At 61.7% G+C, this 24954-nt stretch carries 22 protein-coding genes and 2 pseudogenes; 11 read left to right on the top strand and 13 right to left on the bottom strand.

What is annotated here, in order from left to right; all coding sequences use genetic code 11:
* Window positions 1–7: 7 nt before the first annotated feature.
* The 3 genes from ABQJ48_RS13030 to ppk2 form a co-directional block, all read right to left on the bottom strand.
* Window positions 8–637 (bottom strand): response regulator transcription factor, encoded by a 630-nt coding sequence (locus tag ABQJ48_RS13030; RefSeq protein WP_367838418.1) that lies wholly within the window; start codon window positions 635–637, stop codon window positions 8–10.
* A 5-nt stretch (window positions 638–642) separates the two neighbouring features.
* Window positions 643–1815 carry a PAS domain-containing sensor histidine kinase gene (locus tag ABQJ48_RS13025; protein ID WP_367838494.1) on the bottom strand — a complete coding sequence of 391 codons (1173 nt, stop codon included), beginning with the start codon at window positions 1813–1815 and terminating at the stop codon, window positions 643–645.
* Window positions 1816–2629: 814 nt separating this feature from the next.
* Window positions 2630–3451, bottom strand: coding sequence for a polyphosphate kinase 2 (ppk2, locus tag ABQJ48_RS13020; RefSeq protein WP_367838417.1), 822 nt, complete (start codon window positions 3449–3451; stop codon window positions 2630–2632).
* 263 nt (window positions 3452–3714) lie between these two features.
* On the opposite strand from ppk2, the gene ABQJ48_RS13015 reads away from it, so the two are divergent.
* The 6 genes from ABQJ48_RS13015 to ABQJ48_RS12990 all read left to right on the top strand — a co-directional run bounded on the left by ABQJ48_RS13015 (window position 3715) and on the right by ABQJ48_RS12990 (window position 10211).
* Window positions 3715–4365, top strand: coding sequence for a VIT1/CCC1 transporter family protein (locus tag ABQJ48_RS13015; RefSeq protein WP_367838416.1), 651 nt, complete (start codon window positions 3715–3717; stop codon window positions 4363–4365).
* 221 nt (window positions 4366–4586) lie between these two features.
* Window positions 4587–6929: a DUF3141 domain-containing protein gene (locus ABQJ48_RS13010; RefSeq protein WP_367838415.1), complete on the top strand. Its 2343-nt coding sequence runs from the start codon at window positions 4587–4589 to the stop codon at window positions 6927–6929.
* A 44-nt stretch (window positions 6930–6973) separates the two neighbouring features.
* Entirely contained in the window at window positions 6974–7912 is a 939-nt protein-coding gene (locus tag ABQJ48_RS13005) for a phosphate acetyltransferase (RefSeq protein WP_367838414.1), read from the top strand.
* A 4-nt stretch (window positions 7913–7916) separates the two neighbouring features.
* On the top strand, window positions 7917–9131 hold the full coding sequence (locus ABQJ48_RS13000; RefSeq protein WP_367838413.1) for an acetate/propionate family kinase: 1215 nt from the start codon (window positions 7917–7919) through the stop codon (window positions 9129–9131).
* 10 nt (window positions 9132–9141) lie between these two features.
* Entirely contained in the window at window positions 9142–9924 is a 783-nt protein-coding gene (gene fabI / locus ABQJ48_RS12995; RefSeq protein ID WP_367838412.1) for an enoyl-ACP reductase FabI, read from the top strand.
* A gap of 29 nt (window positions 9925–9953) precedes the next feature.
* Complete coding sequence (locus ABQJ48_RS12990; RefSeq protein WP_367838411.1) at window positions 9954–10211, top strand: RNA recognition motif domain-containing protein; 258 nt, start codon at window positions 9954–9956, stop codon at window positions 10209–10211.
* Window positions 10212–10343: 132 nt separating this feature from the next.
* Here ABQJ48_RS12990 and ABQJ48_RS12985 read toward each other — a convergent pair whose 3' ends face one another.
* Window positions 10344–10931, bottom strand: coding sequence for a BPSL1445 family SYLF domain-containing lipoprotein (locus tag ABQJ48_RS12985; RefSeq protein ID WP_367838410.1), 588 nt, complete (start codon window positions 10929–10931; stop codon window positions 10344–10346).
* A 445-nt stretch (window positions 10932–11376) separates the two neighbouring features.
* Between ABQJ48_RS12985 and ABQJ48_RS12980 the strand changes: the two genes are divergently transcribed.
* A complete protein-coding gene (locus ABQJ48_RS12980) occupies window positions 11377–11793 on the top strand; it encodes a hypothetical protein (protein WP_367838409.1) in 417 nt (138 codons plus the stop codon).
* 163 nt (window positions 11794–11956) lie between these two features.
* Here the strand turns inward: ABQJ48_RS12980 and ABQJ48_RS12975 are convergent, their stop codons facing one another.
* Window positions 11957–12406, bottom strand: coding sequence for a glycine zipper family protein (locus ABQJ48_RS12975; protein WP_367838493.1), 450 nt, complete (start codon window positions 12404–12406; stop codon window positions 11957–11959).
* 463 nt (window positions 12407–12869) lie between these two features.
* Between ABQJ48_RS12975 and ABQJ48_RS12970 the strand changes: the two genes are divergently transcribed.
* The gene (locus tag ABQJ48_RS12970) at window positions 12870–14654 is read left to right on the top strand and encodes a SulP family inorganic anion transporter (protein ID WP_367838408.1); all 1785 of its coding nucleotides are present in this window, start codon (window positions 12870–12872) and stop codon (window positions 14652–14654) included.
* A 196-nt stretch (window positions 14655–14850) separates the two neighbouring features.
* Entirely contained in the window at window positions 14851–15438 is a 588-nt protein-coding gene (locus ABQJ48_RS12965; protein WP_367838492.1) for a hypothetical protein, read from the top strand.
* Between the two features lie 147 nt (window positions 15439–15585).
* Here ABQJ48_RS12965 and ABQJ48_RS12960 read toward each other — a convergent pair whose 3' ends face one another.
* The 5 genes from ABQJ48_RS12960 to ABQJ48_RS12940 all read right to left on the bottom strand — a co-directional run bounded on the left by ABQJ48_RS12960 (window position 15586) and on the right by ABQJ48_RS12940 (window position 20474).
* The gene (locus tag ABQJ48_RS12960) at window positions 15586–16725 is read right to left on the bottom strand and encodes an AI-2E family transporter (RefSeq protein ID WP_367838407.1); all 1140 of its coding nucleotides are present in this window, start codon (window positions 16723–16725) and stop codon (window positions 15586–15588) included.
* A gap of 361 nt (window positions 16726–17086) precedes the next feature.
* Window positions 17087–17359 carry a hypothetical protein gene (locus ABQJ48_RS12955; RefSeq protein ID WP_367838406.1) on the bottom strand — a complete coding sequence of 91 codons (273 nt, stop codon included), beginning with the start codon at window positions 17357–17359 and terminating at the stop codon, window positions 17087–17089.
* Window positions 17360–17526: 167 nt separating this feature from the next.
* Window positions 17527–18867 carry an ArsB/NhaD family transporter gene (locus ABQJ48_RS12950; RefSeq protein WP_367838405.1) on the bottom strand — a complete coding sequence of 447 codons (1341 nt, stop codon included), beginning with the start codon at window positions 18865–18867 and terminating at the stop codon, window positions 17527–17529.
* A 17-nt stretch (window positions 18868–18884) separates the two neighbouring features.
* A complete protein-coding gene (locus ABQJ48_RS12945) occupies window positions 18885–19823 on the bottom strand; it encodes an amino acid ABC transporter substrate-binding protein (protein ID WP_367838404.1) in 939 nt (312 codons plus the stop codon).
* A 264-nt stretch (window positions 19824–20087) separates the two neighbouring features.
* Complete coding sequence (locus tag ABQJ48_RS12940) at window positions 20088–20474, bottom strand: hypothetical protein (protein ID WP_367838403.1); 387 nt, start codon at window positions 20472–20474, stop codon at window positions 20088–20090.
* A 534-nt stretch (window positions 20475–21008) separates the two neighbouring features.
* On the opposite strand from ABQJ48_RS12940, the gene ABQJ48_RS12935 reads away from it, so the two are divergent.
* A complete protein-coding gene (locus tag ABQJ48_RS12935; RefSeq protein WP_367838491.1) occupies window positions 21009–21935 on the top strand; it encodes a LysR substrate-binding domain-containing protein in 927 nt (308 codons plus the stop codon).
* Window positions 21936–22100: 165 nt separating this feature from the next.
* Here ABQJ48_RS12935 and ABQJ48_RS12930 read toward each other — a convergent pair.
* Window positions 22101–22295 (bottom strand): annotated as a pseudogene (locus ABQJ48_RS12930) (GMC oxidoreductase); the annotation flags it as partial.
* A pseudogene (locus ABQJ48_RS12925) lies at window positions 22291–22413 on the bottom strand (enolase C-terminal domain-like protein); the annotation flags it as partial. The pseudogenes ABQJ48_RS12925 and ABQJ48_RS12930, both read right to left, overlap by 5 nt.
* A 263-nt stretch (window positions 22414–22676) precedes the next feature.
* Between ABQJ48_RS12925 and ABQJ48_RS12920 the strand changes: the two are divergent.
* The gene (locus tag ABQJ48_RS12920; protein ID WP_473094132.1) at window positions 22677–22979 is read left to right on the top strand and encodes a hypothetical protein; all 303 of its coding nucleotides are present in this window, start codon (window positions 22677–22679) and stop codon (window positions 22977–22979) included.
* A 110-nt stretch (window positions 22980–23089) separates the two neighbouring features.
* Here ABQJ48_RS12920 and ABQJ48_RS12915 read toward each other — a convergent pair whose 3' ends face one another.
* Window positions 23090–24670 carry a methyl-accepting chemotaxis protein gene (locus ABQJ48_RS12915; protein ID WP_367838402.1) on the bottom strand — a complete coding sequence of 527 codons (1581 nt, stop codon included), beginning with the start codon at window positions 24668–24670 and terminating at the stop codon, window positions 23090–23092.
* Window positions 24671–24954: the final 284 nt, after the last annotated feature.

The raw sequence follows: 24954 nt of genomic DNA, 5'->3' as shown, positions 1-24954 counted from the left end.
CGCTGTCCTATAGGCCTGCGTCCGAGCTCGGTGCGGCGCGGGCCTTTTCGGCGAGACGGACGAGCTCCGCCACTGAACCGGCTTTCATCTTTTCCATCACGCGGGCGCGATGAATCTTGATGGTCTTTTCCGCCGCACCGAGTTCGCTCGCCACCTGCTTGTTCAGATATCCCTCCACTACGAGCGTCATGACCTGGCGCTCGCGCCGCGTAAGCTGATCCAGCCGGCTTTGAATGTCAGCCAGTTCCGCGCGCGCCGCGAAAATGCGCCGCGCCCGTTCGAGTGCGCGTTCGAGCACGGCGAGCAACACTTCTTCATGGACAGGTTTGGGCAGGAAGTCGGTGGCGCCCGCCTTCATTGCATCGATAGCGGAATTGAGATCGCCGTGCCCGGAGATAAAAACGACCGGCAGCCACTCATGCAACTGACGTTGCAGCCCGAGTCCGCTCAGATCCGGGAGCTGCAGGTCCAGCAGCAGACACGCCGGACAGGTTTTCAGATCGGCGCCTTCGACAAACGCCTCCGCGCTGGCGAACGTTTCCACACGATAGCCCGCGCAGCGGATCAGTCGTGCCAGGGCGGTGCGGACGTGTTCGTCGTCATCGACGATGAACACCACGGAGGCGGACGCGTTCATGACGTTTAACGGGAGCCGGAGCCTTCAGTCCCGCCCGCCGCCGAAAGCTGGATGTGAAATGTTGCGCCCCCATTGTCATTGTTGTCGGCCCACAGGCGGCCGCCGTGGATCGAGATGATCGAACTGCTGATCGACAGGCCAAGGCCCAGTCCATGCATCTTCGAGGTGGAAAAAGGCTTGAATACGTCGCCGACCTGGTCCGCTTTGAGTCCCGGTCCGCGATCGCTCACGGCGATGCTGACGGCGCTTTCTTGCGGCACGGCCCTGACTTCCACCGACACCAGGCGCCGTTCCACGCTGCAGGTTTCCACGGCGTCGAACGCGTTTTGCAGCAGATTGATCATGACCTGCTGCAACTGGATCTTGTCGCCGCGCACTTCCGGCAAATGCTCGTCGATATCGAGAGCCACGCTTACGCCGCGCGCGAGCGCAGTGCGGCGCATCAGATGGGTCGCTTCGCGCACGAGCGTATCGATGTCGAGCGGCCGCATTTCGGGAGTCGCGCCCCTTACTAGCTGCCTCAATTTGCGGACGATTTCCGTGGCCCTGAAACTATCGTCGACGATGTCCGTCAGGGCTTCCCGTAGATTCGAAGGGTCGCTGTCCGACGACGCCAGGAATCGCTGCGCCGCCTGCGCGTTGCCCAGAATGGCGGTGAGCGGCTGGTTGATTTCATGCGCAAGAGCAGCCGCCATCTCGCCCAGCTCCGAAACGCGCCCAAATTGCGCACGGTTCAACTCATCCGCAGAGGTTTGCGACGGTTCGCCGGGATCGACGATAGTCACGATCCACGGCGCTGCACCCGTTCCATATTGCTTGAATTGCACGCTAACTGAGCGCTCGCTGCCATCCCTCGCTCTTGCCACTGCCATTCGTCGCGGGCCTGTCGCCGCGAAGCGAGAACCCGGCAGAAAGCGTCCGGACGAACCGACTTCGCTATCCGGGTTGTCGGCCATGCGGGGGCACAGTTGTACGAAAGACAGGCCGAGCAATTCGTTTGTCGTATAGCCGAACAGCGCGGCCGCTGGTTCATTGGCCAGTACAACCTTGTGATCGTCATCGACGACGATTACGGCAACCGGCATCGCTTCTATCAGCGTCTTCAGATTGCCACCTTCGTAACGGGATGCCGCCTCGTTTGTGCGATGGCGCCACCAGGGAACGTATCCGGCCAGCACAGCGGTCAATCGCCCCGCCTTTTCTGCACGCGCTGCAGAATGTCTGTGCGCGCGTACGCTGCGTGGTTCTCGACGCAACGTAGTCTGATCCGACGCCGACCGGTCGTGCAGCAAAAGTACCCCGTTACCAGGTAGTCCGCCGTTGTGCAAATGAATAGGTGCCCTGGTTGTGCCGGCCGCAACCTCGAAAACCGGAGCTGGATAGGTGGACTGAGCACGCCTTCGCGCAATGAGCCGCTCAAACGCCGCGACGACTCCCGAAATCATATTGCGCTGATTCTGCGTGGGACTATTCATGATCGAACTCTCCGTAGGAGGTCTTACTGTGTCGAGCAGTAACGTTCGATTCGCAGCGGTCCGGCAACCTTGCCGCGTCGCCCGGAACCTGCTTGGCGAGGAGCCGGCGCACCGGCGTGTCAATCGGCAGTGTTCCGCGAGTATTTCTGTATTCAACCGCGCGACCGGTTCAGGTGACCTTCTACTTGCGCGTCTTTCAGAAACATATACGCATCGGTAAGGAAAAGACAGGTTGGCGGTCGTTTTTTTCGAAATTTTTGCCGGCCTGTGATCTCGGTCAAGTGGGCGAAACTAGCGTGTTTTCCGGTTTAATAAGGCGAACCCTACATAAGAGAATCGTTTCGAGCAGAGCGCCTTATTGTGTTTGGCTGTTAAAGAATGAACTGTGTCCGCAAAGGTCGGACCTGACGCGGATGAATGGTTTCATCGCAGTCAGAAACGGCAGTGAACCGCCAATAGCTTGAAACGGGTGATATTGCCCGCAAGCAGATTCGATGCGCGAATCATGTACTTTGTGTCAGAATTTTTCAGGCACGTATTTATACGGATAGGCGGGCCCCTCATGACCCTTTGCCTTCTGCCGTGTCGGCAAATGAATGGGCGCGCGCGGCACGGCTTTATACGGAATCTGGCTCAAAAGATGGCTAATCAGATTCAGGCGTGCCCGCTTTTTGTCGTTTGACACCACCACATTCCATGGTGAGAATTCTGTGTCCGTCATCGCAAACATATCGTCACGCGCGCGCGAATAGTCGTGCCAGCGGCGATACGATTCGATGTCCATAGGAGAAAGCTTCCAGACCTTGCGCTCGTCCTTGATACGCGCTTCGAGCCGCCGCGTTTGCTCTTCGGGACTCACCTCCAGCCAGTACTTGAGCAGGATCACGCCGGACTGGATGATCGCGCGCTCGACGAGCGGGATCACTCGCAAAAACTCCTGCACCTGTTCTTCAGTGCAGAAGCCCATCACACGTTCCACCCCCGCCCGGTTGTACCAACTGCGATCGAACAGCATGATCTCGCCTGCCGCGGGCAGATACGGCAGATAGCGCTGAATGTACATCTGACTCTTCTCACGGTCGGTCGGCGCCGGCAGCGCGACTACCCGGAAGACGCGCGGACTGACGCGTTCGGTGATCGCTTTGATGGTGCCCCCTTTGCCTGCTCCATCGCGACCTTCGAACAGCACGCAGATTTTCGCGCCGCTCGCTTTCGTCCATTCCTGAAGTGCGACAAGTTGCGCGTGAAGCTTTGCAAGCTCCTTCAGATAGGGCTTGTTGTCGAGTTTGCCCGCGTGTTGGGTGCTGTCGGATTTTTTGTCATCGGCCATTCTGGACATGATCTCGTCTCCATACCGTGCGCTCGCACCCGGGCAGCATGCCTTGACGACTATCGACGCCGGATAGGCCACGGGCAATAGGACCTTAGGCTGATGTTGGCGGGCAGCCAAACTGGTCCAATACATCAGGCGGCTCGATAGCGTGGGCAGCGACGCCGCGCGCAAGTGGTGATCGCTACCGGCTGGCGAGGCGATCCGTCACGAATAGCCGAGCCTGAAAAAGCCGCCCCACAATGAACAATGGAACAATGTAAGGGGTGTTCATGGAGCCCGAAAAGCGCGTGCCGTTGCTCAGTCTCATCGATCGGGTTTCTGAAATCCTGTTTGGTCTCGTCATGGCCGTGACGATCATGGGCTCGGTATCGATAGGATCCAGCTCGCGCGATCCGGCCCGGGCTGCAACTATCGCCGCGCTAGGCTGCAATATCGCGTGGGGACTCGTCGACGCCGTCATGTATCTCATGCGGACCGCGACCGAACGCGCGCGCATCAGGCGTATCGCACATCAGACGCTCGGCGCGGACCTGAGCGACGCGCGCCGCCTGATCGCCGAGGAATTGCCGGAGCACTTGCGGGCCATTACGGGCGACGAGGAACTAGAGAGTATGCGCAGGCGGTTGCACACCATAGAGCCCTTGCGTCGTCATGCGCTCGGCCCGCGGGATTTTGTCGAAGCCTTTGGCATCTTCGTGCTGGTCGTGATCGCCACTTTTCCGGTCGTCATTCCGTTTCTGCTGCTCACCGATGTCAAAGCCGCCATGAACGCGTCCCGGGCGATCACAGTCGGCATGCTGTTCGTGCTTGGCGTCGCGCTTGGCCGCTACGCGGGCTACCTGAAGCCGCTGCGCACGGGATTGGGGATGGCGGTGCTCGGCATCGCGCTGATTGCAGCCGTGAAAGCGCTGGGAGGCTAGGCGCCCTGTAAAGGGACGACCCCGCGGGACGTCCCGCGCGGCGGCCCGCAGACCGCGCAGCCTCAGGACAGACGGCAGGCTGACGACTGGCATCGCAGACAGTCAAGGGTTCGTGTGTAGGACTTTGGTCTAATTGCCACTGTCCACTGCTACCTTCACGATTCAAGCCGACGGCATGTCGCGCACCGCTGCTTCCGCTTTTCGATTTCGAGGCCCACGCAATGGACACAGCCAAGCAGTTCTCACGCAGCCGGGATATCAATACAAAAGTTGCGCGCGTATTGGCGAAACGCTCCGCGGGTGCACAGGAGCATTTGACGCAACGCATGCACGATGCGTTAGGCGACAATGCCGGTAAAGACTCCAATGGCGGCGCTGCACCCGGCCCAGGCACGCGCGTGCCGACTCCCTGGGACACCTGGTCTTACGGACTCGACGTCATTCAGCGTTCGGTGATGTTCTGGGACACGCTGCGCGAGCGCGGCACGGCGTATTACGAGCGCAGCCGCCAGGATCCGAAACCGGTGCTGCACTTCGATTACGAGTTCGTCCTCGACGGTCGCCAGTTCGAGAGACCCGTCAACTACGCGCTGTTAAAGATCAAGCCCCCGGAAGGCGTGACGGTGGACCCGAGCAAGCGCCCGTACCTGATCATCGACCCGCGCGCCGGCCACGGTCCCGGCATCGGAGGCTTCAAGGACGACTCTCAAGCCGGTGTCGCGCTGCGCGGGGGACACCAGGTTTACTTCGTCATTTTCTTTCCCGAACCGGAACCGGGGCAGACGCTGCTCGACGTCTGCACAGCCGAGCAGCAATTCGTGAAGCAGGTGCGTGCGCTGCATCCTCAGAGCCCGAAGCCCGCGCTCATCGGTAACTGCCAGGGTGGGTGGGCCGCGATGATGATCGCGGCTTCGGATCAGGGCGACACCGGCCCCATCGTCATCAACGGCGCGCCGATGTCTTACTGGAGCGGCGCGTGGAGCGAAGGCGAAGGTGACAACCCGATGCGCTACGCCGGCGGCATACTCGGCGGTTCATGGCTGGCATCGTTCGCCGCGGATCTCGGCGCCGGCAAGTTCGACGGTGCACACCTCGTGCAAAACTTCGAGAACCTGAATCCGGCCAATACGCTTTGGGACAAGTACTACCACCTCTTTCATCATATCGATACCGAACCGCCCCGTTTTCTCGATTTCGAGCGCTGGTGGGGCGATTACTACCTGATGAACAGCGAGGAAATCGAGTGGATAACCCGCAACCTGTTCGTCGGCAACAAGCTCTGGTCGGGCGATGTAAAAGGAACCAGCGGCAAAGCATTCGATCTGCGCGAGATCCGCTCGCCGATCATTCTGTTTGCGTCGCTGGGTGATAACATCACGCCGCCGCAACAGGCATTCAACTGGGTGGCGGATCTGTACGGCAGCACTGAAGAGATCAAGGCGCGCGGCCAGGTGATCGTCGGACTGATGCATCAGGACGTCGGTCATCTCGGCATCTTCGTGTCGGGCAAAGTGGCGAAGAAGGAACATACGCAGATCGTGTCGGTGCTCGAAGCGATCGAGTCTTTCGCGCCTGGTCTATACGGAATGTCGATAACCGAACGAACGGACGCGGACGGCCAACTCGCATATGAGGTCGAGTTCCGCGAACATCGGCTGGAAGAAGTCGCGGCCCATTTCAACCGGTTCGAGCGCGAGGATGAAAAAGCTTTCGAGGCCGTGGCCCGACTGTCCGAGTTCAACCAGCGTGCGTACGAACTGTTCGCCCAGCCATTCGTGCAGTCGATGTCGAACGAAACGACAGCCCGCCTGCTCCGCGATTTTCATCCCTTACGTTTGCAGCGCTGGGCGTTTTCGGACCTCAACCCGTGGCTCGGGTGGCTGCCGTCGACGGCGAGCGCCGTCAAGACCCACCGCCAGCCCGCGAAACCCGACAACCCGTGGTGCGCGATCGAGCAGACCGGCTCCGAGATGATCAGCGCATCGCTCGATTATTACCGGGCAATGCGCGACGCCGGCACGGAGGCCGCTTTCTTCACGATCTATGCCAACCTGTTTTCGCTCTATCTGGCCGACTCAAAACCTGGCGCCGAAGCCGCTCGCGAGACCGACCGGGAGCCCCGCGACTTGCCCTTCGTCCAGGAAGCGCTCGCGTCGATCCGCGAAGGGGGCTACGCTGAAGCAATCGCTCGCGCCGCGGCGCTGCTCTCGCGCAAAGGCGAACCTTTGCCGCTCTCTCGGCTCGTTACTCGCAAGGAACTGGCGCAGGCGTATGCGAACTATCTTCCCGACCTGCCGCCCGATCAGTGGCGGCGAATTCGCGGCGAGCAGGAGCTCATCGTCAGCTTCGAGCCGGAGGAGGCGATTGCGACGTTGCCGGTACTCGTCGCCGACAAGAAAGATCGCGCGCGCCTCGTCACGCTGCTAGACGAGCTGCTGACCGACGAACAGGTGCAAAGCACCCATCCGACCGAAGCGCAGCGGGCCATGTTCGGTCGCATCCGTGAGGTTCTCGGGACCAAGCCCGCGCGCAGCGGTACGGCCGCTGCGATCGCACGGTCATAGTCCACCACCGTGACGAATGCGGCGGTCTTCGCCATGGAGTGTCAATGGAAGCGAAACACGCAAAGTACCAACGGCTGATCGAGTATTGCAAAAGCCTGCCTCCGATGCAAACGGCGGTCGTGCATCCGTGCGATTCGAGCTCGCTCGAGGGCGCCGTCGAAGCAGCGCGCATGGGGCTGATCTCTCCGACGCTCGTGGGACCGATAGAGCGAATCGAAGCCGCCGCCGCGGAAGCCGGCATTTCGATTGCCGGATATCCGCTCGTCGATGCCCCGCACAGTCACGCGGCGGCCGCCGCCGCAGTACAGCTCGTGCGCGAAGGCAAGGCGGAAGCGCTGATGAAAGGCAGCCTGCATACCGACGAACTGATGGGCGCGGTGGTCAGCCGCGACTCTGGGCTGCGAACCGAACGGCGCATCAGCCACTGCTTTGTGATGGACGTACCCCTCCTCGAGCAGGCGCTGATTGTCACCGACGCGGCCATCAATATCGCGCCTTCACTCGACGTCAAGATGGACATTCTGCAGAACGCCATCGACCTCGGTCACGCGCTGCAGTTCGGGCAGGTACGCGTAGCGATCCTGTCGGCGATGGAAACCGTGAATCCGAAGGTGCCTTCTACGATCGAGGCCGCCGCGCTTTGCAAGATGGTCGATCGACGCCAGGTGACCGGAGCCTTGGTAGACGGTCCGCTCGCGCTGGATAACGCAATCAATGTGGAAGCCGCGCGGGTCAAGCAGATCGATTCGCAGGTGGCCGGTCGTGCCAACGTGCTGATGGTGCCCGATCTGGAAGCCGGCAACATGCTGGCGAAGAGCCTGTCGTTTCTCGCCGGTGCGGATGCGGCGGGTATCGTGCTGGGCGCCCGCGTGCCGATCGTTCTGACGAGCCGCGCCGACGCCTTGCTGACACGCCTCGCTTCATGCGCCGTGGCCGCCCTCGTGGCAGACACGAGACGCAAGAGCGGCAAGGTGCTGAGGTAACGCCATGGCGGACGTCATTCTGGTACTCAACGCCGGTTCGTCCAGCATCAAATTCCGCGCCTTCGGGGTTGACGGCAAGACGATGCATCTGGTGCTGCGGGGACAGGTCGACGGACTGAACACGGCGCCCCGCTTCATCGCCGTAGACAGCGACGGCAACGAGACCACTCATGACTGGGGCGCCAATGCGGATATCGGTCACGAGAGCGCGATCGAGCATATCGCCACATTTCTGCGCAGCCACGGCGAGGGGCATCGTCTGATCGCGGTCGGTCATCGCGTCGTGCATGGCGGTCAGATGTACTCGGGTCCGGTGACGGTCACGCCAGCCGTCCTCGACGAACTGGAAAAGCTGGTGCCGCTCGCGCCGTTGCATCAGCCGCACAATCTGGGACCGATCCGCATCATCGCGCGGATTCGCCCGGACATCCCGCAGGTGGCCTGCTTCGATACGGCATTTCACCGCTCGGCTCCTGAAGTCGCGCAGGCTTACGCCCTACCGTCCAGCATCACGGACCGAGGCGTACGCCGTTACGGCTTTCACGGTCTCTCATACGAGTACATCGCAAGCGTCCTGCCGCAAGTCGCGCCGGCTGCGGCAGCGGGCCGCACTGTCGTCGCCCATTTGGGCAACGGGGCCAGCATGTGCGCGATGGTCGGCGGCAAGAGCCTGGCGAGCACGATGGGCTTCACCGCGGTCGACGGCCTGCCGATGGGCACGCGCTGCGGCAATCTGGACCCTGGCGTGATCCTTTATCTGATCGACGCACTGCAGATGGAGAAGCAGGAGATCGAAGATCTGATCTACCGGCAGTCCGGCCTGCTGGGCGTGTCCGGTATCTCGAGCGACATGCGTGCACTGCTTAGCAGCGATGCGCCGCGCGCCCGCTTTGCAATCGATATCTACACCTACCGGATTGCTCGTGAACTCGGTTCCCTCGCAGCCGCGATGCAAGGCATCGACGCGCTCGTTCTGACGGCCGGCGTGGGCGAAAACGCAAGCATCATTCGCGAGCGCATCGTGCGCGATGCCGCGTGGCTCGGACTGGAACTTGACCCTGCGGCAAACGGGTCGGGCGGTCCCTGCATCAGCACGGCGTCGAGCAAGGTGCCTGTCTGGGTGATACCGACCAATGAAGAACTGATGATCGGGCAACACACGCTCGCGGCGATCAGCTCAACGGCACCATCGAGCGAAGACACACCCCAACGGCCTTGAAGGATCTTCCATGACAATCCCACCGCCGCAGCCGATTCTGAGTGACGCGAAAGCGCTCGTCACAGGCATTGCAAACGAACACTCGATCGCATACGGATGTGCGAAAGCGTTCCGCGAACTCGGCGCGAACCTCGCGATTACCTACGCCAACGACAAGGCGAGACCCTACGTGGAGCCGCTCGCAACGGCCCTCGATGCGTCGATCTTCATGCCGCTCGACGCTTCGCGTCCAGACGAGCTTGCCGCTGTGTTCGATCGGATCGACAAGGAATGGGGCAGCCTCGATATCCTGGTCCATTCAATCGCATGGGCGCCTAAGGAAGACCTGCAAGGCCAGTTGCTCGACAGTTCGAGCGAAGGTTTCGCGAGCGCAATGGACATTTCCTGCCACTCGTTCGTGCGCATGGCGCGTCTTGCCGCGCCTTTGATGAAAAACGGCGGCACGATGCTCACCATGAGCTATCACGGCGCGAACAAGGTGGTTCCGACCTACAACGTGATGGGACCGGTCAAGGCCGCGCTCGAAGCCTGCGCCCGCTATCTGGCTTACGAACTCGGACCGAAGGGTATTCGTGTTCATGCCATCTCGCCCGGGCCGCTCAAGACGAGGGCTGCATCAGGTCTGAAGGACTTCGATCTGCTGCTCACCAAGGCTGCGCAGCGCGCGCCGCTCGGCGAGCTGGTGGATATCATGGATGTCGGGTTTACTTGCGCCTTTCTGGCGACGCCCTATGCCCGGCGCCTGTCGGGAGAGACGCTGTATATCGACGGCGGCGTCAACATCATGGCGTGACCCGTGGGCGGACCTTAAAGGAGCACATCATGGCTGATCTCTGGCTGGGAAACGTCGCAGACAACACTTCGGACGAGGAGATCCGGGAATTCCTCATCAAATACGGCTTCCCACCGTTTGACCAGGTCCAGCGCTATCAGGGAACCGGAGAGCGGCCCGCGGTCGTGGTGACCTTCAAGGACACGTCGCCCGATGCATTGCGCAACCTGCAGTCCCGAATCCACAACATGTTCTGGAAGAGCCGGACCATCGTCGTGCAGGTCATGCCGGAGCGCGACGACAGCTAGGCAAAACCGGCGACAGCAACGGGCGACAGCAGGCACTGCCCATGCCGTGCCTGCGTCAATTCCTCATTTGCGTATTGCGGCAGCAAGAGCCGCCGCATTCGTCGGTGTCCGCGCGCAAGCGGCGCGGCATTTTTACAGGTTCAACCGTGTCACTTTCGCACCGTTGACCGACGCGTCGGCCATTAGACCGGTGTTGGTCAGCACGAGCGCCACCACTTGCGACGACGCAGATGTCGTATCGATTGTACCGTTCGCACCTACTTTCGCGACGGAAACTGCCATATCGCCACCCGCCGACCATCCCGACGAGCTTTGGAACGAGGCGAGCGCATCATGCGTCATGAAGAGGAAAATGACCGCGGTCGATTGCGCCCCCGCCTGAAACCCGAAGGACGCCCCCGCTGTGCTGTAATAGCCGGCCGTCTTGCCGCCTACACGCAATGCGCCTTCGCCATACTCGGCACCCACGATAAAGGCTGCCTTCTTCACGTCGGGGAACACAAGCACGCCTTGAGCCTTCGCCGCGAGCTCGCGCGAACCTTGCACCGTCGAGAATAGCCGGCTCAACGTGCCGTCGACGCTCGCATCGATCGCCTGGCGTTTCGATGCATCGGTCTCCGGGCTCTTGCCGCTGCCCGGCGTCATGGTGCAACCTGCAAGCATCAACGTCACAGCAGCCGCGGCAGCCGTAGTCTTTAACACAAAGTGCCGTCTGTTCATTGTTCACCTCCATTGTGGTTGCCGTGGCGACCCTCCGCCGCGCAGGTTCGACCACTTCCTCCCTGGACCCTTCGCAGCGAGTCAGGGCGCCGCGCGGCCCTCCGAACCTGTCTGGAATATGCCGGCGGTGGCATTGCCGGCGACCTCTTTTTGTGCCCGATTACATGATGTCATGGCGGCTGGATCGGCGAATCGGACTTTGGTCTTACAGCGCGCGAATATCGGCACCGTGTGAACGGCGGCGGCGGTTTTCGACGGGCAAGTGTGCACCGTCCGGATGTTTCGGATAGGTCCAAGGTCCGATTGCCGCAGGCTCGCCGGATGACATGATGTGAGAAAGAAGCGAGGCTCGTCGCGGTGAACCCGTAGAGGTCGCGGCGCGCCGTCGCGATGCTCACCAGAAAGTCCGTGCGGTACATCGTGCCGGCACGTCGAGGAACGGGACATGTCACCGAAAACCCGAGCGCGGCTCCTGGCCTTCCAGTGGGCCGGCCTCGCGCTGACCGGCGTGCTGTTCAACATGAGCGTACTCGCCGCCACAGGGAGTTCGTCCAATTTAGGTTTCCTGAGTAATACACCCATTGCGTACATGAGGCAGGCGGATATCGCATCGCTGCGCGACGCCATCTACGTCACGCTCGATTCGACGCCCGACGGCGCAACGCGTGCGTGGAACAATCGAGGTCTCGGCAACCACGTTGCAATCGATGCGGATCTGAAACCCGAGCAAACCATGACGCACGACCAACGGACCTGCCGGCGCTTAGTTGTGGCGCTGCGTGCAAAGGGCCAGTTGATCGATCTGCATCCTCGCTACTGCCGGGAGAGCCAAGGCAAATGGCAACTGCAGAAGCGCAACTAGCTGCGTCTGCGTCGCTCGTGGTGCCAGGCTCGGTTCATCGACGGGAGACGCGAGATTTGGCGCGTCCTTCCCGTTCTGTTCTGAATGCTTATAGAGCCGCCGGCATGGCTACTCATTTAACGGCCTTGTTTAACCGCCTTATTTAACCGCTTATACGACCGGCTCATTTGACTGAATATCCGCGCCCTTGCATGCATGCCGCCCATGCCCGGTCGAAAGTATCGATAGCGCCTTGCGCCTGTGCCTGATTCGAAGCCGCAGCAGCCTGTCGATTGTTGCGAGCGCGCGCACCACCGACCACCGTGCCGCCTACCGCACCGATTGCGGCGCCCTTGCCTGCATCGCCGGCAATTGCACCGATCGCCGCGCCGCCGGCAGCGCCACGCGCGGCGCCCCTAAGACGCTCGCCCCCGCCCACCGCCGGCCCCGAAGGCGGGGGCTGACTGGTGTTCACCGTCGCTGGATCGATGCCAGTGTTGTTTTTGGCCCACGATTGGCATGCGCCATCGTCCTTCTGCTGCTGTTGCTGGCTTTGCCCTTTGGCGGGATAGGCAACCGGCCTCGCGTGCACGGCGGAGCCAAACAACACTCCGCTCGCGAACACCGCGTAAATGCAGCGTTTCCTGTATGTGTTCACAGCGACTCCTCGGTTGTGCGCGTCATGACGGCATCGCGTTGCGTGGCCGGTGCGTCTCGTTGATCAGCGTGTCCGTGCAACGCGCCGTTATGCGTTGATGCAGACCGCACGCGCACGTCGCGCGAGCCCGGAGCGGACAGGAGAGAGCACAGTCCTGCTTTGAAGACTGTGTCGACTGCCGGGTACACACAATCGGACCATGGTCGTATCCGCTCGACGAGGCCCGCGCGGTGCCGCGGTGCCACGCTTGTCCTGGTAGCGCGCATGCGCTCGCCGGTATGCGCTGCACCAGGACCAAAGTCCGATGTGCACCGGCGCTCGCCCGCACTATGCTGGACGAGCGGTACAGGATCGTCGGCGTGAATGCGTTGGTGTCCGGACGGCGCTGTTCGCGCCCCCGCTCCGAGCTCGGACCGGCTCCACGAAAGGAGACCTCGCCATGAGCGACCCGCCTCGCCCACCACCGGAAGTGTTGAACTTGAAGCCTGTCGCCGGCTGGCGTGCGGTGTTTCCTCCCGCGCAGTGGCTGCCTGCCTATCAGGCGAGCTGGCTCAGGCATGACGCGATCGCGGGCGTGACTCTTGCGGCCTACGGCATTCCGGTGTCGCTCGCTTATGCAACGCTTGCCGGACTGCCGCCCGAATACGGCATCTACTGCTATCTGCTCGGCGGCCTCTGCTACGCATTGTTCGGAACTTCGCGGCAGCTTGCTATCGGACCGACATCGGCCATTTCGATGCTCGTCGGTGTGACGGTCGCGGGCCTCGCCGGCGGCGATCCCGCACGCTTCGCATCCATCGCGGCCCTCACGGCGATACTGGTCGGTGCGATGTGTGTCGTGGCATGGATGCTCCGGCTCAGTTCTCTCGTCAACTTCATCAGCGAAACGATCCTGCTCGGCTTCAAAGCCGGTGCCGCGCTCACGATTGCACTAACCCAATTGCCCAAGGTGTTCGGTGTAAAGGGCGGCGGCGAACAGTTCTTCGAGCGCATCGTCGTACTGAACAGGCAACTCTCCGACACGAATTTCGCGGTGCTTGCGTTCGGCCTGATCACCCTCGCCCTGCTGCTGCTCGGCGAGAAGTTTTTGCCGAGACGTCCCGTCGCGCTGCTGGTCGTCGTGGCGTCCATCATCGTGATGTCAGTCACGCCCCTGGCGTCGATGGGCGTCAAGGTCGTCGGGGCGTTCCCGCAAGGCTTGCCCGCGTTTCATCCGCCGGGGCTTCGAGTTCGGGACGTGGACGGCGTGATTCCGCTGGCATTCGCCTGTCTGCTGCTCTCGTACGTGGAAAGCGTGTCTGCCGCGCGCGCCATCGCGCACACCAGGGGCTATGAAATCGATCCGCGTCAGGAATTGCTCGGGCTTGGCGCGGCCAATCTCGCTGCTGGGTTTTTTCAGGCTTACCCCGTGGCGGGCGGTCTCTCACAATCGTCCGTGAACGACAAGGCCGGTGCAAAAACCCCGCTCTCGCTCGTGTTCGCGTCCGTGACCATCGGGCTTTGCCTGATGTTCCTGACGGGTCTTCTCGCCAATCTGCCCAACGTCGTGCTCGCGGCGATCGTGCTGATCGCAGTCAAAGGCCTGATCGACATCGACGAGCTGCGTCACGTCTGGCGGGTGAGTCGTTACGAGTTCTTCGTTGCGATGGTGGCATTCGCCGCGGTACTGCTGCTCGGCATTCTAAAAGGCGTCGTTTTCGCGGTACTCGTCTCGATGTTGCTGCTCATCACACGGGCTGCCTGCCCGCACGTCGCGATTCTAGGGCGCATTCCCGGCACGCGCCGGTACTCGGATATCGAGCGCCACCCGGACAATGAGCCGGTGCCTGGCGCGTTGATGTTTCGCGTTGAAGCGTCGTTGCTGTACTTCAACGCCGACCATGTGCGCTCCACTGTATGGGCGCGCCTTCGCGCTGCAGCGCAGCCACCGTCGCTCGTGATATGCGATCTGTCCGCTTCGCCGTTTGTCGACCTCGCCGGTGCACGCATGCTGGCGTCGCTGCACTCCGAACTGAAAGCAGCCGGCATACGCCTGCGGCTAGTGAGCGCCCATGCAAGCGCGCGAGATCTTCTGCGCGCCGAGGGACTGGAACAGCAGGTGGGCGATTTCGGGCGACGCATCTCGGTGGCGGATGTGGTCGATGAGTGGCGAGGCATGGCCGGCGCCGCAATAGCCGCACCGCCCAGCGCGCCGGGCAGCCCCTTATCGACGAAGCAATCGTGACCGGAACGACGGCGCAGACGCTCCAAACCGCAATCATTGATAGCCACAGGGAGGAAATCACGAACAGGCAGAAGCAGGTCGCCCGACGATCCGGCATGCCAATGCGTGGCTTTTCGCGTCGCGACGCAAGGTACGGGGGATTCCTCGCATGTTCAGACGGGCAACGGAAGAAAGTCCTCATCCAACGGAGAAATCAATGAAGAACAGAACATTGCTACTCATCGCTACCGTGATGGCTATTACGCCGGCAGCATGGGCACAGACGCAAATGAATGTGCAGACGATGAAAGGGCCCGGCCACGCCACCGTCAAAGGCACCACCCGAGCGACGGCGACAGTGGAGAGTATCGACACCGCGAACCGGACCGTCATGTTGAAAACGCCGCAAGGCAAAGAGGTCGAAGTCGAGGTTGGTCCGCAGGCGCGCAACTTCGACCAGCTCAAAGTCGGCGACGTCGTCACGATCGTCTACCGTGAATCGCTGAGCCTTAGTCTGAAGAAAAATACCGGCGAAGCTGCCTCGGCTTCGGAACAGCCCTCAATGACGCGAACGCCCAAGGGCGAAAAGCCTGGCGGCACATTGGGGCGGCAAATGACGATCGTCGCCGACGTCGTCGAAGTTCACCCGAAAAACAAGACCGTTACCTTGAAGGGCCCGAAAGGCAACACCGTGGACCTGGTGGTCGAGGATCCGGCGCAGTTGGCCAACATCAAGAAGGGCGATCAGGTGGAAGCGGTGTATACGGAAGCGCTCGCCATATCTGTCGAGCCGGCAAAGAAGTAACGCCCTCTCGCCGGCTTCGGCTCTCGCGTGCCGCGGCCGGCTTCGGGGCACCCGCGAACCAGGCGGCGCGGCACAGGCACGGCATCGACAGCGCCACACCGCGTGGGAGGACGAGACGACACGGCGACCCGGCGCTGCCCGGCAGCGTCACGTATGCTTCCGTATCTCGACTCTCTCGGTCTGCCCGAGCCGCGCAGCTTCGTCAGTTCGCTCGGGCTGCGGTTGGTCTCTCACCCATCGCCAGAACAACTCATAACCGACAGCCAGTATGACGGGGCCGATGAACAGTCCAATTACACCGCCTGTCACCATGCCGCCTAACGCGCCGATCAGTACCACGGGCATCGGCACCGCGACGCCGCGGCCCAGCAGCATGGGCTTGAGCACGTTGTCGGCCAGCCCCGCGACGAATACGTAGACAGCGAAGACGACCGTCGCCGTGCTGACGCCTTCAGTGAGCATGACGAACGCGATGACGGGAAGCGTAATCAGTGTCGCGGGCAATTGCATGATGCCGATAAGCAGCACGGCAAGTGCAAGCAAACCCGCGGCCGGAACACCCATCGCGACGAACCCGCCACCGATCAGCAACATCTGGATAAACGCGATGCCCACCACGCCTTGGGCGACCGCGCGAATAGTAGCCGTACAGAGATCGCTAATCTGCGCGCCCCTCTCAGGTCCGGAGATGCGTGACGCTATCTGCTGCGCGCTGCGGTGGCCTTTTTCGCCATACGCCATGAGAATCCCCGCGACGATCAGCGCGATGAAGAAAACCAGCAGTCCCGCGCCTAAGCCAGTGACCGTGCCGAGCAACGCAAGGCCGGCCTGTTTGAGTTCCGGCGCGAACCGCTGCGCGAGACCCGTCAGGTCTGTCGACGCCTGCTGCCAGAAGTCATGCACGCGCTGGCCGACGAGCGGCCAGCCCGCAACCGATTCGGCTGGCGGTGGAATGCGGAAACTGCCGCTTTTCACGACCGCCACCACATGCTCGATCGAATCGGCGACCGCGGCGCCCAGCAGATAGGTCGGCACCAGAATGACGCCGAACGCGACCAGCACGATCAGTGTGGCGACGAGACCCTCCCGGTTGCCCATGCTCCTGCGCAATCGGACCTGCAATGGATAAAGCGTGATCGCCAGGATCAGCGCCCAAACCATCAGGTCGAGGAACGGCACAACGATCCGGAAGCAAAACACAGCCAGAACCGCGATCAGCCCGGCACGAATCAATACGTCGAGCAATTCCCGGGATAGCGTTCTGCGGACGGCGGGTGTGGGCAGCATCGGTTATCTCCGCGCAAAAACACGTGCAATCCGCACCGGCGTGAGGAGAACCGTCAGGCTCGGGTTGCGCGGCACGCCGTTGCGCCGCGGTTGCGCCCCGGGCAACGTCCTGAGTGTATTCATGGCGGTTCCGTTTGACGCGAGAGACGCAGCCAGCAGATAACGCGTAGCCCTGTACCCGCTAAAGGCCCTCTCTCGCACGCCCGATGCCAGGCCCGTCATGCGTGCCGCGCTCGATGCCTTTCGCCGATTCAAAGCTGCCATTCGAACGTGCATCGTCTTGCCGGGCACGCGCCATTGCGGTCTTTCTGCGAGCCCAGCTATCGTGCTTTGAGCCATCGCAAACAGCACGGAGCAGGTGTTACTGGCCCACGCCGCGATGCGCCGCAGCGACCGCCACATCGCGTTTCTTCCTGGCCTCGCTTTTCTTATGGTCGTAGACCTTCTTCGCGGCCGCGACTTCGCGGTTGTACTCGCGATCCGCTGCAGCGACCTGCTGATGCATTCTCACGATTGCGTCGGGATGGTCAGCCGCTGACGGTGCACTTGCTCCAGAAGTGTCTTGCGCCCAGACGCCAGGAAGGGTTACCAGTGTCAGGGAAGCGGCCGTCGCGACCGCGATCATGTGTTTCATGAGGGACTCCAGATGTTATGCCTGCATCGTGCAAATTGCCGATTGAAAACGGGCGAGCTTCCAGCCTATACACGTCCAAACGAAAGGTGTATTGGACTTTGGTCCCATGAATGCGCGCTTGCCCCGCCATGCCTGGCTTTTCTTTACACGCGTGAATAGCTACCACTTCACCGCATGAAATGTGCGAGCAAGACCACATAGACCGCCGACGCTGCCAATTGCGCAGCGGTGACAGGCAGCCCGTAGCGCAGAAAGCGGACAAACGTAACGGGTTGGCCTTCGCGCGCGCAGATTCCCGCTGCTACGATGTTCGCCGCGGCACCGACAAGTGTGGCATTTCCGCCGAGCGTCGCACCGAACATCATGCCGACGAACACCGGAATGGTGGCCGCCGGCCATTGCGTGAATTGATCGGACAGCGCGACTTCGGGCACGAACTGCGCTGCCACCAGGTAGCCCTTTACCATCACGATAGACGCCGCCGCGACAGGAACGTTGGCGAGCAATGACGAAAGCAGGCCGATCCCGGCGATCATCGCGAGTGCGACGAGCGTGAGCCGCGTGCCGAACAACGCATACAGCCTGAGCGACATCACTTGAAGCAGCCCCGTCTTCGTCATTGCCTGAACCAGGCAGAAAATGCAGGCGAGAAACAGCAGCGTTTTCCAGTCGACGTCACGCAACACGCTGTCGGTCGGTTCGATTTTCGCCGCGTAACCGACGAGCAGCGCTAGCGCGCTGGCAATCAGTGCGACCACGGGCGGAACGATGCGCGTCGGCAGTTGTTCGCCGAACACGAACAGCACCATCATCGCGGCCAGCACCGCAAGCGAAAGACCGGCGTACAGGGGCCGGGTGATGCGCGCACGCCGTTCCGAAGGCGGCAGCGCACGCCGCACTTGCCAGATGTCGCGCATCAAAAACGGCAACAACGGCACAACCGCAGCGAGCGCCAGCAGCCCGCCGAGACTCACTCGCTTCAGATACTCGCCAAATGTCATGCCAATCGAGCTGCCGACGAGAAACGTCGCCGGATCGCCGACGAGCGTAAGCAGTCCGGCAGCATTACTGACGATCGCAGTCAGGATCATCGGCAGAACGATGTCCATTTCGAGCGCGGTCGCCACGCGAATGATGATGGGTGCGAGCAGTATCACGGTCGTGGCATTCGGCAGCAACGCGCACAAGGGCGCCACAATCACAATGAGAAGCAGCAGGAAGCGCCTGCCGCTGCCGCCGGTGGCCCGCAGGTACAGGTCGCCGATCACGTCGAATACCCCGGTCGTCGACAGAATGCGCGCGACGACCATGCCGCCGAACAGAAGACTGATCGGGCCGGCGGCGATTCGTGCCGAAGCGAGAAGATCCTGCTCGTCGAGGATGTTCAGCGCAATCAGGACGCACATGCCGACCAGCGCCGCCACGGCCATGTCGATCACATTGAAGGCGATTGCGAGGATGACTGTCGCGAACACGCCCACAACGATATAGACCTGCATTGTGCTCATGCCGGGACTCGCGTTGTTCAACGAAGGGGCGGCGCATACATCAGGCCGCCACGGGTCCACAAGTCGTTCGTTCCGCGCTCAAGACCGAGAGGACTATGCGCGCCGACGTTGCGGTCGAACATTTGCCCATAATTGCCCACGCTCTGCAGGGCCCGCACGGTCCAGCCGGGTTCGACGCCGATTGTGCGCGTGACGGTGTCGTCCGGCACGAGAGCCCGATAAACCGATGGATCGCGCAGGCGCATCTCGAGATTCTCACGCGTCACGCCGCTCTCTTCGGCGGATATCAGCGTCAGCAGCACCCAACGGACGAGCGTGAGCCATGGTTGATCGCCGCCCCCGACGACAGGTCCAAGCGGCTCCTTAGAAATCCGCTCCGGCAGAATCGTGAAGGCCTGTGCGCCACCCGGCGCGCGCAGGCGCAGCGCACTCAGGTACGAGGCATCCGCCGTGTAGGCGGCGCAGCGCCCCGCGAAGAATGCCCGGCTTGCCTCAGCCGCGGAATCCGCCACGAGAGGCTTGAGAGCCGACCCGTTAGCATCCGAATAAGCGATCAGATGGTCCAGCGTAGAGGTGTCCTTCTGGACGCATACGGTTGCCCCTTTGAGCGAGCCGGCCGATCGAAGTCCGCTCGCGGCCGGAACCATGAAGGCCTGGTTGTCGTAGAAAAGCACGCCTGCGAACTCGACCTTGAGTGCGCCCTCACGCAGTAAAGTCCAGGTGGTGTTGCGGGAAAGCACGTCGATTCGCCGCGTTTGCAGCGCGGGAAATCGCTCTGACGCCTTCAACGGCACGAACACGACCTTGCGGCTATCGCCCAGCGCCGCCGCAGCCAACGCGCGGCAGAAATCGACATCGATACCGGACCATTGCCCAGCGGCGTCCGGCACGGAAAAGCCGGCGACGCCTTCGCTAACACCGCAACGCAGGACGCCACGAGCCTTTACGTTAGCCAAAGCTTCGCCGTCCGCGGCCTTCGAAACTGATGGAGCGCACGCCAGGCAGAGCCATAGGCCCAGCAATAGTGCACCGACAATCGGACTCGCAGCCGTCATGGGACCGTCCTCTTCCTCGCTATGAGCGACCGTCATTGCTCGATTTCGCTGCTGCCATCGCTGTCCGGTCGAGAGGCGCTGCCCGTCGATATCCGTCTGCGACGCCTGCCTCGATGACCGCGATGACCGCGATGTCACACAGGCGCTGCACCCTGCCGGGTTAGCCTACTTCGGCGCATTGCACTGCAGGTCGCCGGGCGCACTGCCTGTTCCCGTGTTCTTTAACGTAAGCATGAGCCTGCTTCCCCTCGTCGCCGTAATGATTTGGCCGTAGCTGACTGTCGGGATGAACTGGATATCGGGAGCAACAGCCACAGGCGGGTTCTTTGTGCCGTCGATGGTTAAATCGAGTTCCACGGTAACCGAATCTATTGCGGCGCCCCAGTCCTGTTTCCGAGCTGCCATATCCTTCTTGAGGCTGCACAGTCCCACGAGAACCTGCTCGATCGCGGTATGAATATCGACGGGCTTGCCTGGCGGAATCGGCGGCGTATTACAGCCCGAAACCACGATTGACGAAACAAGTAAGGGCACAGCGAGATGGACGCGCATGCGAATTCCTGCTGGAGCTGGTATGACTGTCAAAATTCGCCGGTCTCGTTCCTGCTGCCTGCACCGCCGAACTGCCTGCGTGACTCGTGAGAGCTCAGCCTGCAAGTACCCCCATCTGACTGCTGCAGCGTACTGGCGTATTCTGGCGATCGCATACGAACAGCCGGCGGCTGCCGATCAACGCATTCCGCAGCGGCCGGGCGCCAGCAAGCGATACGCGTGCGACGGCAGCACGAAAGCAGATGAGCTTCCAGCCTATACGGGTCGAAACGAATGTTGTATCGGACCTTGGTCCAATGACACGGTTCGCCTGTCAGCGCGGCGGACCTTCACGTTGAGCGAAGTTGCACTGCAGCACCGCCTTGCGACGAGGGCTCGTCGGGGGCAAAACCAGGGTATGCACCGACGGGCAGCCAACTCACGGAGAAACCGGAAAGCCGGATCGGGAAAAACTCGGCACCGTCGACAATCAGTAAAATAGTCGGCACCTGCGTCGCCGCGCAAAGCCCGCTGAGCCCAAACTTGAAACGCAAAATGCCCGCGCTGAATGCGCTGAAAGCCTTTGAGGTCGCTGGCCGCACGGGCAGCTTTACCCGCGCAGCGGAGCTGCTGAACGTGACGCAAAGCGCGGTCAGCCGGCAAGTCCGGCAACTGGAAGAACAACTTGGCGAGACCTTGCTCCGGCGCCACCATCACCAACTGGAACTCACGGCCGCCGGTCGTGTGCTTCTGCAAGCACTGCAACAGTCATTCGACCGCATCGAGCTCACGGTCCGCAGTTTGCAGGAGAAAACGCACCGCAACCGCCTGCGTGTCAACGCGCCGCCGACCTTCACCAGCCGCTGGCTGATGCCGCGTCTCGGACGTCTGCGTGACGCGCATCCCCATCTGGAGCTCAGCCTGTCGACCCGCATCGACGACAACCTCGCCGAATCTGGCGTGCTCGATTGCGCGATCCGCTTCGGCAACGGCGAGTGGGAAGGCTTCGACAACCGTCTGCTGATGAACGAACGGCACATCGCTGTGTGCGCGCCCGCGCTGCTCGCACGCCAGGCCGGCCGCGCGGCCATCGATCTGAATCAGTTCACGCTGCTGCACGTGCTGGTAAGCGCCGATCAGCGCTATCTGACGTGGCAACATTGGTTAAAGGCCGCCGGCATTGAAAACGTCGACACCCGCGGCGGATACGAATTCGATCTGCTCGACCACGCGATCCGCGCGGCCATCGACGGCCTCGGCGTGACAATCGCCGATCGCCACATGATCGCCCGCGAACTCGCGGAAGGCCAACTCGTGCAGGTGCTGAACGTGCACGTCGACGGGCATCAGTCGTACTGCCTCGTCACGCGCGCGGAACAGGACGAGCTGCCGCACGTTGCGCTATTTCGCGACGGGCTGCAGCAGGAGATCTGGCTGAACGAGCGTGCGCTGGATTCGTCGGAGTCGGCGCCGCTGGGCTGAGAAGGTGCGTTCGCGCCGCGCATGTTGCCTGGCGCTGCGGCCGGCAAGATGCAAGGTTTGGCATGACATAAAAAGACTGCGCCGATGCGATGACGTCGGCGGCAGTCTTCCACAACATCCGGGTGCGAGCGAAAGCTGTCAGGCAGCAGCCAACTGCGCCGCGTCCTATTTAACCGCAGCTTCGGTGGCGGCATCCTTGAGAATCATCTCGGCGCCCTTCTCTGCCACCATCATCGTCGGTGCGTTGATGTTGCCCGACGTGATATTCGGGAAGATCGAGGCATCGACCACCCGCAAGCCGGCAATGCCGTGCACACGCAATCGTGCATCGACCACCGAGGTGCGCGGGTCGTTGCCCATCCGCTTCCAGCAGCTTGAAGAATTCATACTTGGTCGTCAGGCGCTCGCCCGCCGCAATCGGAATACTCGTATGCCGCGCGACTTGCGCCATCGCGCCTTCCTGCCCCGGCGGCACCGGCACCGTTGGCAAACGCTCAGCCGATTGAAGTACGTTAAGCAAGCCCTGCTCGACAAGATCTGCAAAATACAATGCCGGCAGGTAACTTACCCCGAATCCCGCTACCGTAAGAGAACTCAGCGCGATCAGGCTGTTGCCCGCGAACGTGCGGCGGATCGCCAGGCTTTTCGACTCGAACCAATGCAAACATTACGCTTGTCGAAGCACGCGATCATAGCGCCTCGTTCCTGAACCTCGAGACTGGCCGCGCAGCAGCCTTCTTCATGGATGCGGACGTACTGGCGAGCGAACGGGCGACCGCGCACCGTCCGCAGGACTATGTGATCACCGGGGCGCCGCAAACGCATGAAGCGATCGCATGCATGCTTCCCAAGGGCGATCCGACGTTAAAGGCGGTCGTAGACCGGACCATCGCGCAGCTCGAAACGGACGGCCGAGGTCAGGCCTTGTACAACACTTGGTTCATGTCGCCGATTGCGCCCAAAGGCATTACTCTCGGTTTGCCGATGAGCGATTTGCTGAAGGATGTGTTTCAGCATCCGAACGATCGCCCGATGGACGAATGAGCGACGCAAGCATCAGGCGTCAATGGGGTTTCGCGAAAAGGGAACGGCTCCAGTTTCGCGCCCCTCGCAGGTTATGCAATCTTTCGACGACATTTCCGCTGATACAGCAGTCACGCCTCGTATCCGGCCGGTTCGAACTTGAAAATTGCTACCGCGGATCGCAGAGCCTCCGCCTGACTCTCCAGCGATGCCGCCGCAGCTGCGGCCTGCTCGACCAGCGCGGCGTTTTGCTGCGTAACTTCATCCATCTGTGTGACGGCCCGTGCCACCTGGTCGATGCCCCCGCTCTGTTCCTCGGAGGCGGCGGAGATTTCGCCCATGATGTCGGTCACCCGCCGCACGGCGACGATGATCTCGTTCATGGTCTGACCGGCTTCCTGCGCGAGCAATGAGCCGCCTTTAACCCGCTCTACCGACGTCAAAATCAGTTCCTTGATTTCCTTCGCCGCGCTCGACGAGCGTTGCGCCAAGCTGCGCACCTCCGAGGCCACCACGGCAAAGCCGCGTCCCTGCTCGCCCGCTCGAGCCGCTTCTACTGCGGCGTTCAGCGCGAGGATGTTGGTCTGAAAGGCAATGCCTTCGATAATACCGATGATGTCCGCGATCCTGGTCGAACTGTTGTTGATCTCGCCCATCGTGCCGACCACACGTCCCACCACGTCATTCCCGCGGTTGGCGATCTCCGACGCGTTGGCCGCTAGCCCGCTGGCCTGTCGCGCGTTGTCCGCGTTTTGCCGCACGGTGCCCGTCAGTTCCTCCATGCTCGCTGCGGTTTCTTCGAGCGAGGCGGCCTGCTCCTCGGTTCTGCTCGACAGGTCGGCGTTGCCCGTTGCAATCTGCCGGGTTGCCGCACCGATCGATTCCGTTCCGGTTCGCACCGCAACCACCGTTTCTATCAAGCTCTCGCGCATGCGCGAGAGTCCCGCGAGCAAAAGGCCCATTTCGTCGCGCGACTTCACGACTACCTTGGCTCTCAGGTCACCGTCGGCGATTCGCTTGAAATGGGCGAGAGCGTCGGCGATCGGCTCACCGATCGCGCGACGCAGGGAGAGCCAGCTCAGGGCCGCCATCAGTACGCCTACTAGCATTACTACGATGGATGTCATCCTGAATGTCACAAACATCCGCTGTGCATGCTGGTAGCCGCTTTCGGCCAGTTCGCCCTGGTACTTCTTCAAGGCATCGTCGCTTGCCGTCATCAAGGCATACGCCGGAGTCAGGCGATTGGCGGCATTGACGATGGAGGCGTGGTCGCCACTCTTGATCGCCGCAATGAAATCAACGACCGCTCGTTGCATCTCAAGACGCTTTTTCCCCGTATCCTGCGCCAGACGGTCTTCGGCGGCGTCGCGCGGCAGCGCGAGATATTTGTTCCACCACTCGTTCGATGCGGCACGAAAACCCTCCGCGCGGACAATCGTCTGTGCTGAACTGGGATCATCGGACGACAGCGCTGCACGATCGAGCGCCATACGTTCGCGCGCCATGAAGATTTCCATGTTGCCCACCGCGATGGCGCTGGGCAACTGGTTCGAGTACGTCTGACGATCCGCCTCGTTGCTCGTATTCATGCCGACCAGTCCGAGCGCTCCAATGATGATCATGAGAAGCGCCATGAACGCCATGGCCAAGCCGAGCCTGGCCTTGATCGTGAGCGTTGACCGAGGCTTACGAGTTGTATCTATATTCATGCCTGCGTCTCCAAACAGTTTATATGGCCCGAGTCCCCGGGCCTTTTAGCCGCGATCTCTGTATAACGGCCGTCCTCGTCGGAACTGAAGGGCTAGATACGAGCCGTCGAGGTGAGCCGCTACGGCGGTTCGGCCGAAGGCACTATGGTTCGGCGTCCCGCTACGGTTCCTGTTGGCGAAGAAGCATTTGGCTAGCAGGTTGGCAACGTCCGGGACGTCGCCCTGAGATTCTCTGGCAACGGATCAGCGTTTGGGCGCTGGTGCCGCTCGATCTTGGGTGGCAT

The sequence above is a fragment of the Paraburkholderia suaedae genome (assembly GCF_040812055.1).
GTDB lineage: Bacteria > Pseudomonadota > Gammaproteobacteria > Burkholderiales > Burkholderiaceae > Paraburkholderia.
The sequence above is the reverse complement of the archived record's forward strand: the minus strand, read 5'-3'. Positions and strand labels throughout refer to the sequence as shown.